Origin of the sequence: Nocardia sp. NPDC059177 (genome assembly GCF_042755165.1) — a bacterium.
GTDB lineage: Bacteria > Actinomycetota > Actinomycetes > Mycobacteriales > Mycobacteriaceae > Nocardia.
Window position 1 is genome coordinate 23,895 of record NZ_JBHZBX010000008.1, and the last position, 15,040, is coordinate 38,934.

11 protein-coding genes are annotated in these 15,040 nt (G+C 70.9%); 7 read left to right on the forward strand and 4 right to left on the reverse strand.

The features are described from left to right. Nucleotides 1-15: 15 nt before the first annotated feature. Nucleotides 16-1,287 carry an MFS transporter gene (locus ACFXK0_RS12340; RefSeq protein ID WP_379410198.1) on the reverse strand — a complete coding sequence of 424 codons (1,272 nt, stop codon included), beginning with the start codon at nt 1,285-1,287 and terminating at the stop codon, nt 16-18. A gap of 223 nt (nt 1,288-1,510) precedes the next feature. Between ACFXK0_RS12340 and ACFXK0_RS12345 the strand changes: the two genes are divergently transcribed. The 5 genes from ACFXK0_RS12345 to ACFXK0_RS12365 all read left to right on the forward strand — a co-directional run bounded on the left by ACFXK0_RS12345 (nt 1,511) and on the right by ACFXK0_RS12365 (nt 9,660). Continuing rightward, on the forward strand, nt 1,511-2,944 hold the full coding sequence (locus tag ACFXK0_RS12345; protein ID WP_379410199.1) for a hypothetical protein: 1,434 nt from the start codon (nt 1,511-1,513) through the stop codon (nt 2,942-2,944). A 3-nt stretch (nt 2,945-2,947) separates the two neighbouring features. After that, the gene (locus ACFXK0_RS12350; protein ID WP_379410200.1) at nt 2,948-3,835 is read left to right on the forward strand and encodes a helix-turn-helix domain-containing protein; all 888 of its coding nucleotides are present in this window, start codon (nt 2,948-2,950) and stop codon (nt 3,833-3,835) included. An 80-nt stretch (nt 3,836-3,915) separates the two neighbouring features. Beyond that, nucleotides 3,916-7,713 carry a hypothetical protein gene (locus tag ACFXK0_RS12355; RefSeq protein ID WP_379410201.1) on the forward strand — a complete coding sequence of 1,266 codons (3,798 nt, stop codon included), beginning with the start codon at nt 3,916-3,918 and terminating at the stop codon, nt 7,711-7,713. A gap of 69 nt (nt 7,714-7,782) precedes the next feature. Continuing rightward, nucleotides 7,783-7,947 carry a hypothetical protein gene (locus ACFXK0_RS12360; RefSeq protein WP_379410202.1) on the forward strand — a complete coding sequence of 55 codons (165 nt, stop codon included), beginning with the start codon at nt 7,783-7,785 and terminating at the stop codon, nt 7,945-7,947. A gap of 228 nt (nt 7,948-8,175) precedes the next feature. Next, complete coding sequence (locus ACFXK0_RS12365) at nt 8,176-9,660, forward strand: MFS transporter (RefSeq protein WP_379410203.1); 1,485 nt, start codon at nt 8,176-8,178, stop codon at nt 9,658-9,660. A gap of 8 nt (nt 9,661-9,668) precedes the next feature. Here ACFXK0_RS12365 and ACFXK0_RS12370 read toward each other — a convergent pair whose 3' ends face one another. Further along, nucleotides 9,669-10,250, reverse strand: a complete 582-nt coding sequence (locus tag ACFXK0_RS12370; protein WP_379410204.1) for a TetR/AcrR family transcriptional regulator — start codon at nt 10,248-10,250, stop codon at nt 9,669-9,671. An 88-nt stretch (nt 10,251-10,338) separates the two neighbouring features. On the opposite strand from ACFXK0_RS12370, the gene ACFXK0_RS12375 reads away from it, so the two are divergent. After that, nucleotides 10,339-11,628, forward strand: coding sequence for a hypothetical protein (locus tag ACFXK0_RS12375; RefSeq protein ID WP_379410205.1), 1,290 nt, complete (start codon nt 10,339-10,341; stop codon nt 11,626-11,628). Beyond that, the gene (locus ACFXK0_RS12380) at nt 11,625-12,416 is read left to right on the forward strand and encodes a hypothetical protein (protein WP_379410206.1); all 792 of its coding nucleotides are present in this window, start codon (nt 11,625-11,627) and stop codon (nt 12,414-12,416) included. The genes ACFXK0_RS12375 and ACFXK0_RS12380 overlap by 4 nt, the downstream gene beginning before the upstream one ends. A 21-nt stretch (nt 12,417-12,437) precedes the next feature. Here ACFXK0_RS12380 and ACFXK0_RS12385 read toward each other — a convergent pair whose 3' ends face one another. Together ACFXK0_RS12385 and ACFXK0_RS12390 are read right to left on the reverse strand one after the other, a co-directional pair. Further along, complete coding sequence (locus ACFXK0_RS12385; RefSeq protein ID WP_379410207.1) at nt 12,438-13,529, reverse strand: MCE family protein; 1,092 nt, start codon at nt 13,527-13,529, stop codon at nt 12,438-12,440. Between the two features lie 8 nt (nt 13,530-13,537). Continuing rightward, nucleotides 13,538-15,016 carry an aldehyde dehydrogenase family protein gene (locus ACFXK0_RS12390; RefSeq protein WP_379410208.1) on the reverse strand — a complete coding sequence of 493 codons (1,479 nt, stop codon included), beginning with the start codon at nt 15,014-15,016 and terminating at the stop codon, nt 13,538-13,540. Between the last annotated feature and the right edge of the window lie 24 nt (nt 15,017-15,040).

The following is a 15,040-nucleotide window of genomic DNA, read 5'->3' on the forward strand; positions in this document are numbered from 1 at the left end:
ACGGCGAAGGATCGACTAGGACTCGACCGGGACCTCGGGACGATCCTGTAAGCGAATTCCGGCCCTGCGGTGCAGGCCGACCGGGCCCAGCCCGCGGGACAGGCCGAGAACCAGGGCGGCACAGCCGAGTCCGGACAGGACCAGGCCGGTGCCGAAGATCGCCGGGTAGCCGGCGAGGTCGCCGACGATCCCGGCGGTCATCCCGGCCACACCCTGGACGACGACGATGGCGCAGGCGAGCAGCGTGTAGTCGCTGCCCGCGTACTCCGTCTCCGAGGCGTCCATCATGAGCGCGAACACGGCGACGGTGGCCGCGCCCCCGAAGACGTGTTCGGCCAGGCTCGCGGCGACGAGGAGTTCGAAGCCGCCGAGGCCGAGCGAGGCGACCAGGTACAGCGCGATGCTCGCGGTCTGGGTGATGCCGCCGAGCAGCAGGGCCCGGCGGCGGCCGTAGCGGTAGGCGAGCCAGCCACCGACGGCCGCGCCCGCCAGCGCGCCCGCCGAGGACAGGACGCCTTTGAGCAGCGCGATCTGGGCGAGGTCGAGTCCTTCGTCGGACAGGAACGGGCCGGTCAGCGCCGAGGCCATCGAGTCACCGAATTTGAACGCGCCGATCAGCGCGATGAAGGTGAGGATGCCGGGGCGGCGCAGCCGGGTCCACCAGGTGCCGAGCAGCTGGGCCGGATTCGGGCGAGGGAGCCGGTCGGACACCGGTTCGCGCAGCAGCCACACCGGCACGGTGGTGACCAGGATGAGCACCGCCATGGCCAGGAACAGCAGCCGCCAGCCCGACAACGCGAACAACCACAGCAACGCGCCGCCACCGACGATCATGCCGACCCGATAGGCACCGACCTGGATGCCGTTGCCCAGCCCCCGTTCACGCGGACCGAGCAGGCGCACCGCGAGACCGTCGGTGGCCACGTCCTGGGTCGCCGAGAGCAGATTCACCACCACGATGCCGGCGAACAGCCAGCGCAGCGACGACGACAGGTCGAGGCAGGCCAGCACCGCCGCGACCGCGGCCGCGGACAGCTGCAGGACCAGCAGCCAGGTGCGGCGGGTGCCGTAGCGGTCGACGTAGGGCGCCCAGAGGAACTTCAGCGCCCACGGCAGGAACAGCACTCCGGAGGCGCTGATCGCCACCAGCGAATAGCCCGATTCCCGCAGCACCACCGGCAATGCCTGGGTGAAGAAGCCGAACGGCAGACCCTGTGCGAAGTACAGCGACGACAGCAGGACCAGCGTGCCTGCGGTGATCACACCCGGTCGGGTGGCGGTGCTCATGGGCACATCGTCGCAGACCGGGCGCCGCCGCACAGTCCGGCCGCTCGCCGCGAGCGCAACGGTTGCCACCCCGCGGACCAGATGGTCTCTTGCCATCGCCGGCTCGGCCTCCTAACCTGTACTGCCATACGAGTATTCGGACTACAGTGTTCGAATATTCGTCGCAGGGCGGAGTTTCGCGGATCGGGTGAGCACGCCGGCACTACGGAGCAGGGAGTCGCCCGTGTTCGAGCGAACAGGTCGCGCCGTCGCGACCGCCGCCATCGCCATGACAGCCGTGCTGATCGCGGGCATCGGCACCGCATCGGCCGGGTTCGGCCCGCTGCCACCGGCCAATCCACACCTGGGCCCGGTCGGGACCGCGACGATGCACGGTGACGCCGCATCCTCCGACGCCACCCCGTTCGCGGGTCCCGGCGCGGGGAACATCGACAGCGATTTCCACGAGCTCGCCGCCGCGTGCCCGACCATCCTGCAGGGCGCCGACGGAATGCCGCAGGCGCTGTGCACCAAGATCATCGACCGGGCGCCGACGGTGTTCCTGCTCGATCCGGGCACCGGCCGTCCGCTCGCCTCGCTCGACCTGACCAAGGGCAGCCTGCTCGGCGGCGTGTACGCCTACCTCGACAGCCAGGACCGGATGGTCACCGTCGACGGCAGCGGCCAGCTGCTGCGCATCGGGCACCGTCGCGACGGCGACGACTGGACGATCTTCGTCGACTCGGCCACCGACATCGGCCAGGCGGTGACCGGGCACTGTGGCGGCGGGGACTGCGACGCGGTCAGCTCGGTCATGCCCGATTTCGAGGGCCGGGTCTGGTTCGCCACCGACAATGCCGCGGCGGGCTTCGCCGATCCGGCGACCGGCGTGACCCGTTCGATCGTGCTCGGCCTCGGCGAGAAGGTGGCCAACAGCATCTCCAGCGCGCCGCAGGGCGTGGCCATCGCGACCACGCACGCGCTGTACCTGGTCGACGTGGACGATTCCGGCGATCCGCGCGTCCGCTGGCGCCAGGTCTACAACCGCGGCCCGGCCCGCAAGCCGGGGCAGCTGTCCTGGGGTACCGGCGCCACACCCACCTTCTTCGGTCCCGGCAGCGGCACCGAATACCTGGCCATCACCGACAACGCGGCCACCAAGGAGAACCTCCTTGTGTTCGACACCGCCACCGGCGACCGGATCTGCTCGGTCCCGACGGTGGACGGCACCGAGAACTCGCCGATCGGGGCGGGCAACAGCCTGTTCGTCGCGGGTACCTACGGCTACCCGTACCCGGCCGTGCCCGACGGCGCGGGCCCGAGCGAACCGGCGAACGCGAACTTCACCGGCGGGATGGTGCGCGTCGACGTCGTCGGCGGCGAGTGCCGGGTGGTGTGGACGAACAAGGCGCTCTCGGCCGCGGTCCCGCGCCTGTCGGTGGCCGACGGCAAGATCTACACCGTCACCCGGCACACCGTCATCGCGACCGGCAGCGCGGGCCTGACCGACAGCTTCCGCTACACCGTGATCGATGCCGCGACCGGGCGCATCGACACCGAGCAGCTGATCGGCGCGACCGCCGTGCACAACACTTTGCAGATGGTCGGCACCATCACCCCCGACCGCACCCTCTATCAGGGCACGATGAGCGGCCTGTTCCGCATCACCCCCCGCTGAGCCGTGCGCGCCGACGATTCACCACCGACCGGCCGCGTGGTCGCGGTCGTCGAACTCCTCGCCGCCCGCGGCACCGCGCTCCCGGCCGCCGAGATCGCCCAGTCGCTGGGACTGAGCCGGTCGACGGTGGGCGCCATCCTGTCGACCCTCGACCGGCACGGCTGGGTCCGGCGGCAACCCGATCTGGCCTACCGGCTGGGGCCCGGCCTGGCGCGGGTCGGGCTGCTCGTCCCGGTGCCGCTCGCCGACGAGGTGGCAGTCGATGCGGAATTGCAGCGACTGGCCCAGCGCGTCGGCTGCGGTGTCGCCCTCACCGCACTGCACGGCGAGGAGCTGAGGTTCGTCGCCGTGGTCGGCGGGCCTGGTCTCATTCCCGCGGGGATCGAGAACGGCACCCACATCCCGCTGCTCCCACCGGCCGGCGCGACGCTCATCGCCCACGCCGCCGCGTCCGACCAGCAGCGTTGGCTCGATCGCGGCGATCCCGGACGCCGGGCCGAATTCCGTGACGTGCTGGCCACGATCCGGGCCACCGGATACTGCGCGTGGAGCCTGCGGCCCGGCGCGCTCACCGCGCTGGGGGTGCTCGCCGAAGTGGTCGAGCACCTCGCCGAGCGCCCCGCCGGGGATGAGCTGCGTGGCCGGGTGCTGAGTCTGCTCGGCGACGTCACCGGCAGCGCGCACACCGAGGCCGCGCTGAGCTCGCCGGGCACCGTCTCGCTCGGTTACCTGAGCGCACCCGTTCTCGCGCCGGACGGGCGCGCGCTGTTCGAGATCCAGATCGGCCCGCTGCGCACCGCGGTCACCCTCCGCGAGCGCAGGCACTTCATCGATGAACTCCGCGCCACTGCACGGCGGGTCGAGGAGCTGGCGAGACCATCGTCACTGTGACGGTCACGCCATACCGTCCGCACCGGCAAATCCGTAGCATCGAACCGATGTCACGGCGTTTCGATCGGGAGTGAGCAGCGGTGAGCACCATCCGCGCCGACCTGGCGCATCGGCTCGACCTGCTCTACACCACGGCCGGCGCCCCGCCCTTGAAAGCGGTCAGTGCCCGCGCGACCCGGGAGATCCGCGCGCGTAATCCGCGCGGCCGGGAGGTCAGCGCGCAGCGGATCTCGGACTGGCGGCTCGGCAAGAGCGTGCCGGCGAAGTTCGACGGCCTCTCCGCGGTGCTGAGTGTGCTCGTCCCCGCCGCCCGTGGGCGCCGTCCCGAGCCCGAGCTGCCCGGCCTGTATTCGATGACCGCGTGGCGCGCACTGTGGTCGCGGGCGCAGCAGGAACCCACCGGCAAACGCCCGGCGATCTCGACGACGTGCCCCTATCCGGGACTGGCCGCGCTGACCATCAGCGACGCGGACTACTTCGCGGGCCGGGACAGTCAGGTCGAGGCGATGCGGGCGTGGTTCACCAAGAATCTCGGCACCGGCGAGCCGCTGATCCTCGTCGGCGACTCCGGTGTCGGGAAGTCGTCGCTGCTGCAGGCCGGTTTCGCCGCCCGGATCCGGGACGAATTCGATGTCCTGCTGGTGACCCCGGCCTCGGTGCCGGCCGGCGAGCTCGCGTCGTGGGCGCACGAGCGCGCCGCCGAGAAGCCGTACGTGCTGGCCGTCGACCAGTGTGAGGAACTGTTCCTGCCGCCCTTCGACGACCAGGCCGCCGACGACCACCTGGCGGTACTGCGCGGACTGACCGGCCCCGGTCCGGTCCAGCCGGGTCGCTGCGCGGGCGTGGTCATGGCGCTGCGCGCGGACTTCTACACCCATGCCTCGCGTCATCCAGAACTGGCGACCCTGCTGGAAACCCACCAGATGGTCCTCGGTCCGCCAACCGCGGCGGCCCTGACGGCGGCCATCGTGGAACCGGCGAAGAAGGAAGGGCTCGGGGTCGGCGACGGACTCGTCGAGCTGATGCTGGCCGATCTCGGCGTCCGCGGCGGCGACACCGCGATCCGCGCGGGCACCTTCCCCCTGCTGGCCCACGCGCTGCGCAGTACCTGGCAATTCCGCGACGGCAACATGCTGTCGGTGCGTGCCTACGAGCAGGCGGGTGGGGTGCGCGGGGCCATCGCCGCCAGTGCCGAACAGCGGTGGGAGTCGTTCGATCCGCAGGAGCGCGAGACCGCGCGCACCCTGCTGTTGCACCTGGTCACACCGGTGCCGGACGGGACGGCGGTGGGACGGCACGTCGATCGCGAAGCCCTCGTCCGGCGCTGCGCCGATCCGGCCGCGGCGGCCCGCGTGCTCACCGCCCTCGCCGAGGCCAGGATCATCACCCACGATGCCTACGGCACCGCCCTCGCGCACGACGCGGTGATCGGGGCCTGGCCGCGACTGGCCGAATGGATCGACGAGGACCGTGAGGACGCGATCGTCCGGCATCGTCTGCACACCGATGTCGAGGAATGGGCGGACGCCGGCCGGGATCGGGCACTGCTCTACCAGGGCAGCAGGCTGACGACGGCGCGCGAGTTGCGGGCCCGCACCCCGCACGCCCTCTCGGCGCAGGGCCACGAATTCCTCGACGCCGCCACGGCCGTGCGGCGCAGGCAACGCACGGCCAAACGCGTGCTGGCGCTGGTGCTGGTCATCGGAGCGCTGGTGACCTCGGTGCTGGCGGTGGTGTCGATGCGCCAGAGTCAGCGGGCCGAACGTGAACGCGCCGACGCGCAGTACGCCGCGTTGCTCGCGGCCGCCGAACGCGACCAGGCCACCGACGCCACCGAATCGGCCCAGCTCGCGGTCGTGTCGCAGGTGGAGCGGCCGGGCGATCCGCGGGCGCGGGGTCTGCTGCTCGCCTCCCAGTCGTCCCCGCTGGCCGCGACGGTGCCCGCGCATCAGGGCGCCATCTACGGATCGGCGCGCTCGAGTACCGGGGTGATCGCCTCGGCGGGCTACGACAACACCGTCCGGTTGTGGCGCCGCAGTGCCGAGCAGGGCCTCGTGGCTGTCGGCGCACCGCTGAGCACCGGTGCCTGGGTCGCGTCGGTGGCCTTCTCCCCCGACGGCCGGACGGTCTACGCCGCCGGCGCCGCGGGCCTGGTGCACCGCTGGGATGTCACCGACGCCGAGCATCCGCTGGCCCTGCCCGATATCGACCTCGGTCATCGGGGCACGGTCTACGCGGTGGCGGTCCGTCCGGACGGCCGGTGGCTCGCGACGGCGGGCGACGACCGGACCGTCCGCCTGCACGACCTGGTCACCGGCGTGACCCGGACCCTCACCGGCCATACCGCGCCCGTCCGCACCGTCGCCTTCGCGCCGGACGGAACGACCCTGGTCAGCGGGAGCGACGACCGCACCGCCCGGGTCTGGGATGTCACCGATCCCGGCCGTGCGCGGGGGCTCGGCGCGCCACTGACCGGGCAGGCGCTGACCGTGCACGCTGTCGCCTTCAGTCCGGACGGGTCGACGCTGGCCACCGGCAGCGACGACCAGACCTTCCAGCTGTGGTCACTGCGTGATCGCGACCACATCGTCGCGGCCAGCCCGGCGATCCCGGCGCACGCCGCCGCGGTGTGGTCGCTGGCCTTCTCCCCCGACGGCCGCACCCTGGCCACCGCGGCCCGCGACGGCACAGCCGAACTGTGGAGCGTCACCGATCCGCGCGACCCGGTCCGGGTGGGGCAGCCGATGAACGGCAGTCGCGGCGCGCTCGCGACGGTGACCTTCCTCGACGACGCGACCGTCCTCACCGGCGGCCAGGCAGGAAACCTACAGGTCTGGACGCTGTCATCCGCCGTGGTCACCGGGCACACCCGGCTGGTCCAGGCCCCGAGCTACGACGCAATGGGACGGCTGATGGCCACCGGGTCGTGGGACGGGCAGGTGCTGCTGTGGGACACCAGCGGGGCGACGCCGCGGCCGCTGTCGACGGTGCTGCCGCTCGCCGACGGCGCGCGCGTCGAGAACGTCGCCCTCGCGCCGGACGGCCGGACCCTCGCGGTGACCTTCCTCGACACCGGTGACGTCGCCCTGTTCGACACCAGCGAGCCCGCCGCGCCCCGCGCGCTGACCACCCTGGCGATTCCCCGCGCCCGCTACGCCCACGAGCTGGCCTTCGCGCCGGATTCACGCCTGCTGGTCACCGCCTACGACGATGTCAGCCTGCAGGTGTGGGACCTCACCGATCGCGATCGTCCGGTGGCCCGGCCCGAACCGTTGACCGGTCCGGGCGGCTGGGTGAACGCGGCACTGTTCACCCCCGACGGGTCGACTGTGTACGCGGCGTCGGCCGACCGCCGCGTGCACCGGTGGCACCTCGACGACACCGCCCGGACCTCGACGGTGGTCGCCGAGTACGGCGGCTCGGTGAACGCGCTGTCGATCAGCGCCGACGGCACCCTTCTAGCAACCGCGGGCGACGACCAGATCGTGCGGCTCCTGCGCATCGCCGGGGACCGTCTCGACACCGTGGCCGAGCTCGGCGGACACACCAGCACCATCCGCTCGGTCAGCTTCGACCCGACTTCTCCGCTGCTGGCCACCGGCGCCGACGATCAGACCGTCCGGCTCTGGTCCATCGAGGACCCCGAGGCGCCCCGGGCTGTCGGTGGTTCGCTCGCCCCGCCCGGCATCGTCCGCTGGCGGGTGGCCTTCAGCCCACAGGGCATGCTCGGCGCCGGCGGTGAGGACGCCGTGCTGCGCTGGTGGAACACCGACGCCACCGCCGCGACGAATCGGGTCTGCACCGCGAGCCGCGGCACCGAGGTCGACGCCGAACTTCCGCACTGGAATGCCGAGTTCGCCGGGGCCTGCGCGCCCTGATCCGTCCGGAACGGAAGGTCGATTTTTCACGATCTACCTGCGGAAACATGGTTATCGAACGGACACCGGATGGCCCTGGGCTGCCACTGTGGTGTTGCGCCGATCGAGGCGCATCTCCACTGGAAACCGAACGACAGGATCACCATCATGCTTTCCGGACTCACTCAGCTGTTCAACAACATCTACGCATTCGGCGGCGACTTCTTCAGCATCGCCATCAACCTGGGTCTCTGAGGAATCCGGTTCACCCCGAAGCCCGCATGCCGAGTCCTCATCCTCGGCATGCGGGCTTCGCCGCGTGCGTGTGTTCACACCGCGCCCGCGGAAGCAAGCCACGGTGGCGCTGATGTGAGGATGCCGACGAATCGGGTCGCCGAGCTTACGAACGGATGGGGCGGCGTCGTACGGTGACGACCTTCGGCCGTGACGATCGTCCGTGCCCTGAATGCCAGGAACTCCTCGATGACCACCGATGTCCGTTCTCCCGTGTCCGCCGACGACCGGCAGCACGACAATCCCAATCACGATCGCCGATGGCTGGTGCTGTGCATCGTCGCCCTCGCGCAGTTGATGGTCGTACTCGACAGCACGATCGTCTCCATCGCATTGCCACAGGCCCAGCAGGGCCTCGGGATCGGTGATGCCGACAGGCACTGGGCGGTGACCGCCTACGCGCTCGCCTTCGGCGCGCTGCTGCTGCTCGGTGGCCGGATCGCCGATTTCTGGGGTCGTAAGCGCTCGTTCCTGGTGGGTGCGGCGGGTTTCGCCGTCGCCTCCGCGCTCGGTGGCATCGCGCAGAACGGTTCGCAATTGTTCGCCGCGCGTGCCGGTCAGGGCGTGTTCGCCGCGCTGCTCGCCCCGGCCGCGCTGGCGATCCTGACCACGACCTTCGTCGCGAAGAAGGAGCGGGCCACCGCGTTCGCGGTCTACGGGGCGATCTCCGGTGGTGGCGCCGCGGTGGGGCTGCTGCTGGGTGGGTTGCTCACCGAGTACCTGGATTGGCGCTGGTGCCTGCTGGTGAACGTGCCGATCGCCGCGTTCGCCTTCGCGGCCGCCGCGCCGATCGTCGCGGAGACCCGCGCGCACGGTGACACCGCCTACGACCTGCCGGGAACGGTGCTGGTCGCGCTGGGTCTGGGTGCGCTGGTGTACGGCTGCACCGAGGCCGAGAAGTTCGGGTGGGCCTCGGCGCAGGCCCTCGGGTTCATCGCGGGCGGTCTCGCCGCGCTGGCGGCCTTCGTGTTCGTGGAGCGGCGCGCCACCAACCCGCTGCTGCCGCTCTACATTCCGTGGAACACCAACCGGGCACCGGCGCTGCTCGGGTCGGTGGCGATGGGTGCGGTGCTGATCGGCGGCACCCTGTATCTGACGTTCTACCTGCAGATCGTGCTGGGCATGAGCCCGTTCGTCTCGGGTGCCGCCGCGCTGCCGCTGACGGTGGCGATCACGCTCGCCGCGGGTATCGCGACCCAGCTCAGCGTGCGGGTCGGTCCGAAGCTGCCGATGGCGGTCGGTCCGCTGGTCGCCGCGGTGGGACTGCTGTTGCTCACCCGCATCGAGGTCGACAGTTCCTATGCCACCCGGGTGCTGCCCGCACTGATCGTGCTGGGGCTGGGGCTGGGGCTGCTGATCGCGCCGATGCAGAACATGGCGCTGGTCGGGGTGCGCGATCAGGACGCGGGCGCGGCCAGCGCCCTGGTCAACGCCACCATGCAGGTCGGCGGCGCCCTGGGCACCGCGCTGTTCACCACGATCTATGTGGCGGCGAAGTCCGGTTACGCCGGGTCGCATCCGGGCGCGCATCCGTTCGCGACAGAGGTGTCCGGCTACATCGACGTCTTCACCTGGGCGGCGGTGCTGCTCGCGCTCATCAGCCCGATCGTGGTGCTGCTGGTGCGCGCCGACAAGGACAGCCTGCCGGCCGAGGGCGCGGTCGGCCTGCACTAGTCAGGCGCTCAGCTCAGCAGCTTGACCAGTGCCCGCGACACCTGCGGGACCGCCTGTTCGCGGGTGATCTCGCCGAGGGTGATCGGCGTGACCGCCGACATCACCATGCCGAGGAACATCTGCGCGACGAGCTTCGGGTCCAAGCTCACGTCCAGCTCGCCCGCGCGCTGACCTCTGGCGATGAACTCCGCGACCGTGTCCCGCGCCTGGACCACCGTCTCGGTGGGATCCAGCCCGCCCGGGTTCAGCACCAGGTAGCGGTAGCGCATGCCGAGTTCGACGCTCGACTCGAGCAGGGCGACCAGCGCGGGCAGGGCGGGTCCGCGCGCGGGCAGTTCGGCGACCAGGGCGGCGATCTCGGCCTCGGCCAGTGCGCGGATGGCGGTGATCAGGTCTTCGCGGTGCCGGTAGTAGCGGTAGACGGTGGCGCGGGTCAGTTCGGCGGCGTCGGCGATATCGGTCATGGTCGCCGCCGGGTTCTGCGCGAGCACGGCGGTGGCGGCCGCGAGCAGCCGGCGCGCATTGCGCCGCGTATCGGCGCGGCGGGCGACGGGTGGCTCCGCGGAGTCGATGTCGACGGGTCGTGGCACGAGCGAAATCGTCTCACATCCAATCCAAGACACTCTTGTCTCACTTCAGACAGTCGCGCTACATTTCCCGGGACGAGAGGAGTGGCGCGTGGGTCGACGTCACAGGGTGATCATCTGGGGGCCGGGCGATATGGGTGGGCGGGCGCTGCATGCCACGCTCACCTCCCCCGATTTCGACGTCGTCGGGGTCAAGGTGTTCAGCCCGCACAAGCACGGGACCGACATCGGCGAGCTGGTCAGCCTGCCCCCGGCCGGGATCACGGCCACCACCGACAAGCAGGAGATCCTCGACCTCGAGGCCGACTGCGTGATCCACACACCGACGACACCGGCGCTGCTGAAGGGCGCCGACGACGATGTGATCGAGCTGCTCGAATCCGGCAAGAACGTGGTGTCGGCGGCCTCGTATCACAATGCGTCGATGGCCAATTGGCTCACCGAGTCGCGCCCGCCGCTCGACATCCTGCGCACTCTGTCGAAGATGCGGGTGACCGGCGCGGTGCCCGGACCACGGGAACGGCAGGCGATCACCGCGCTGCGCTGGGCCATGCGGGCGGTGGACGCACCGCCGGCGCGACCGATCCGGCCGCTGCTCGAGGCCGCGGTCGGCCAGATGATGGACCGCGCCGTGCCCCGGCGCCGCAGCGGCGAACGTCTGCAGCAGGCCTGCCTGCGCGGCGGAGTCTCGTTGCACGGCACCGGCTTGCATCCCGGGCTCATGGTCGAGCAGGTGGTGCTGCGCCTGGCCGGGCTGCTCGACGAGGTGCGCGAAGTCGCCTTCCTCGAGGTGGGCGACCTCTCGGCGGCCCCCGACGGGATGTGGGGTGGGCTGTCCAGTCTCGGCTTCGGCACCGAGCTCGGTGCGGTGGATTCCGATCACGCCATCGCGCTGGCCCAGCACTTCTACTTCGACGATGTCCTCGGCAATGTCGCGCACGAGCTGTTCGGGGCGCATTCGCGGGAGGTGCGGGTGGAGCGGCACGTGTATCCGGTGCCGGCCCGGGTCGAGGTGGCGGCGGGCGGGACGATCATCCGGCCCGGCACCGTCGGCGCGATCCACATGACCTATCGCGGTTACCTCGGCGACCGGCTGTTCATGACCAACGAGGAGTGCTGGCACGTCGGGGCGGGCAATGCGCACCTGGGCCCGGACCATCCCGACAGCCTCGCGGGCGGGCACGTCGTCCGGATCGACGGGCTGCCGGGCGGTATCGAGATGCGCAATGTGCCCGACGACGACGCCTACGGTGGCGATTGGTCGGCGGTCACCCACATTTCGGTGAAGGCCATGCTCGATGTCGTCGCCGCGGTGTGCGCGGCCCCGGCCGGTGTCGTCATCCCGGATCTCGCACCGCGCTACCGTTCGGAGGCCTTGTGACCACGCCCATCCCGGTGACCGTTCTCGGCGCCCACGCATCGCTCACCGACTACCTCGCCCGGCGCCCGGAATTCGAGTTGCGCACCACGGCCGAGCCCGCGGAGCTGGTCGGCCTGGTCGTCCACCTGCCCACCGCCGAGGAGGTCACCGACGGCACCGCCGCCGAGACGGCGACCCGGCTGCTGCGCGCAGGACACGATGTCGTGACGACGACTCCGCTCGATCCTGACGCGGTCCGCGCGGCCTGCGCGGCGGGCCGGTCGACGTTCCACGCGACCGGTGGCCTGCCCACGGCCCTGGTGGTCCGGGTCTGCCGGGCCTTCGCCGGCGCCTGGCGCGATATCGACCACGTCGTGCTCACCGAGTTCCGCGATCCGGCCGAACGGACCGTTCCGGAGGCCGATTACGAAGCCGGCCTGCGCGCACTCGCGGCGGCGGTCTTCCCCGATGCCGACACCACGGACTCCCCCACGATTTCGACCACCTACCGCGACAACGACATCCACGTCAGCCGTACCCTCGGACCGCAGGTCGCCTACAACTCGAGCTGGGCACCACAGGACAACCCGGGCGCACTGCGCTACCGGCTGACCACCGTGACCGCCGCCTCCGGTGCCGGGCACACGACCTTCCGCTTCGACACCGGCACGCAACCGCACATCATCGATCATCTGGTGGCCGTGGGTGTGCGCGCGGCGATCGCGCCGACCTGGCACGGCACACCCGGAATTCTGTTGCACGACTTCACCATCGATCACGTCCAGCCCGACGACCGCCTCACCCGCTGACCGCTCGCCGGGTCGGGCGGTCTACCGCGGGCCCTGGATCCGGCCCTGCACGATCTGCAGGACCTGCAGGAACGAGCCGACGAAGTCGGTCACCTCGTCCGGGCCGTGCAGTCTGCTCGACGCCGGATCGGTGAGGACCCCGAGCTCGAGGCTGGTCAGCGTCATGTAGGCACCCAGGCTCTTACCCTGCCCGCTGACATCGAGGAACGGCCGGATCGTCCGGAGCTGGTCGAGGGTGTAGCCGAAATCGTCACCGGTCGCGGCCAGCGCTCCCATCAGCTCGTGCAGATCGGCGAGCAAGGCCGCGAGCTGGTCTCCGGTGCTCGCAGAGTAGTCACCCAGGGCCGTCGTCGTGGTGCTGATCCGGGCCAGCAGATCGGTGATCGCCCGGTTGTTCGCCGCGACGGCGCCGAGTGCGCCCGGCAGGGAGTCGGCCACCAGCGCCAGCTCGCCGCGGCGGCCGTCGAGAGTGGCTGTCAGACTGCCGAACTCGGCGAGCACCGCGTCGACCCGGGCGCTGTTGGCATTCAATTCCCGGACGACACCGGACATCTCGGTGATCAGATGGGCCAGATCCCCACCCCGGCCGTCCACGATCGCGGCCAGTTCGGCGCCCAGAGTGCCCAGACCGCTGACCCCGCCGCCGTGGAACAGCATCGACAGCGAGAGCAGTACCTCCTCCACCGTGGCGCCGGCGGAGGTGCGCTCCCTGGGCAGGGTGTCGCCGTCGGCCAGGCGACCGGTCCCGCCGGCGGGCCGTGACACCGCGACGAACACGTCGCCGAGCGGGGTGGCCTGCCGCAGTTCGGCCGTACTGCCCGGTGGCAGCACGATATCCGCGCGGATCTCCAGGTCGACCACGGCCTGGAATTCGCGCACCCGGATCCCGGCGACCACACCGATCTCGGCGCCGCCGATCTTCACCTTGGCCTGGTCCGGCAGATTCAGCGCATTCTCGAACTCCGCGTGAATCGTGTACGTCGCGGTGTCGGAGCCCGGCGCCGGTAGCGGCAGGTCGGCCACGGTGACGCCGCAGCCCGCGGTGACCGCGCAGACGGCGATCGTGAACAGTGCGCGCAACCCGTGCATGATCTCCCCTTTTCGCGCGGTCACCCGGAGTGTCAGAGGCCGACGTGGACCGTCTTCTCCTCGGTGTCGGCTTCGATCCCGGCGCGACCCAGCTCCCGGCCGATGCCGCTGCCGCCGCGGCCACCCCAGGGCAGCGCGGGATCCGGGACACCCCAGCCGTTGATCCAGACCGTGCCGACGCGCAGCTGCTCGGTGACCGTCACCGCGCGCGCCAGGTCGCCGGTGTAGACCATCGCATTGAGCCCGAAGCGGGTCTGATTGGCCAGCCGGACCGCTTCCTCGGTGGTCGCGAAGCTGATCACGGTGGCGACCGGGCCGAAGATCTCCTCGCGAGCGATGGTCAGGTCGTTGGTGCCGCGGAAGACGGTCGGCTCGACGAAATAGCCGGACCTGGTCAGCCTGCTGCCGCCGGTGACGAGCTCGGCGCCTTCGCTGATACCGAGGTCGATGTAGTGCATGATCTGGTCGAGCTGGCGCCGGTTGACGATGGATCCCATCGTGCTCGTCGACAGGAACGGGTCGCCGATCTGCGCGCTCTCCGCCGCGGCGACGAGTCCGGCGACGACCTCGTCGACGCGCGATTCGTGCACGAGGACTCGCGTGCCCGCCGCGCAGACCTGGCCCTGGTGGTAGAAGTTGCCCATCGCGATCCACGGCATCGCGGCCTCGAGGTCGGCGTCTTCGAAGATCAGCTGCGCGGACTTGCCACCCAGTTCCAGGGTGACTTTGCGGAAGGTGTCCCCGGCCAGGCTCTGGATCTGCTTGCCCACCCGCGGGCTGCCGGTGAAGGAGATCTTGTCGATGCCGGGGTGCGCGGCCAGCGCGGCTCCCGCGACCGCGCCCAGGCCGGGCACCACATTGACCACGCCGTCGGGAATGCCTGCCTGCGTGAGCAATTCGGCGAGTCGCAAGGTCGACAGCGACGCGTCCTCGGCGGGTTTGACGACCGCGGTGCAGCCCGCCGCCAGGGCGGGCGCCAGTTTCCAGGCCGCGATGAGGGCCGGATTGTTCCACGGGGTGATCGCCCCGATCACCCCGAGCGGCTGGCGGATGGTGTATCCGAAGCGGCGCTGGGGCCCCATGTCCGGCAGCAGGGCGGTGCTGCCGGTGAGCTTGTCGGCCCAGCCGGCGAAGTGCCGGAACACCTCGGCCGCGGCGGGGATGTCGCCGTTGACCGAATCGTGGTACAGCTTGCCCATTTCCACCGCTTCGAGCGCGGCGAGAGTGTGCGCGTCCTGCTCGATCAGCTGCGCGGCCCTGGTCAGGATCTTGCCGCGGTCGCTGCCGCTGAGCTGGGACCATTCGCCCTGTTCGAACTGGTGGCGGGCCGCGGTGACCGCGGCGTCGACATCGGCGGGCTGGGCGGCGGCGACGGTGGTGACCAGTTCCTCGGTGGCCGGGTTGTGCGACTCGTAGGTCTGGCCTTCCTGCGCGCTCGCGTGCCGACCGTCGATCCGCAGGGTCGGTTCGGGCAGGTCGTAGGCCGGTGGGGGTGTCTCTACAGCGGTCATCGTGCACTCCGGGTCATCGAAAAC

Coding starts and splice junctions, on each gene's coding strand:
- ACFXK0_RS12340 (WP_379410198.1), bottom strand. CDS start 1,287: ATGAGCACCGCCACCCGACCGGGTGTGATCACCGCAGGCACGCTGGTC.
- ACFXK0_RS12360 (WP_379410202.1), top strand. CDS start 7,783: ATGGCCCTGGGCTGCCACTGTGGTGTTGCGCCGATCGAGGCGCATCTC.
- ACFXK0_RS12365 (WP_379410203.1), top strand. CDS start 8,176: ATGACCACCGATGTCCGTTCTCCCGTGTCCGCCGACGACCGGCAGCAC.
- ACFXK0_RS12390 (WP_379410208.1), bottom strand. CDS start 15,016: ATGACCGCTGTAGAGACACCCCCACCGGCCTACGACCTGCCCGAACCG.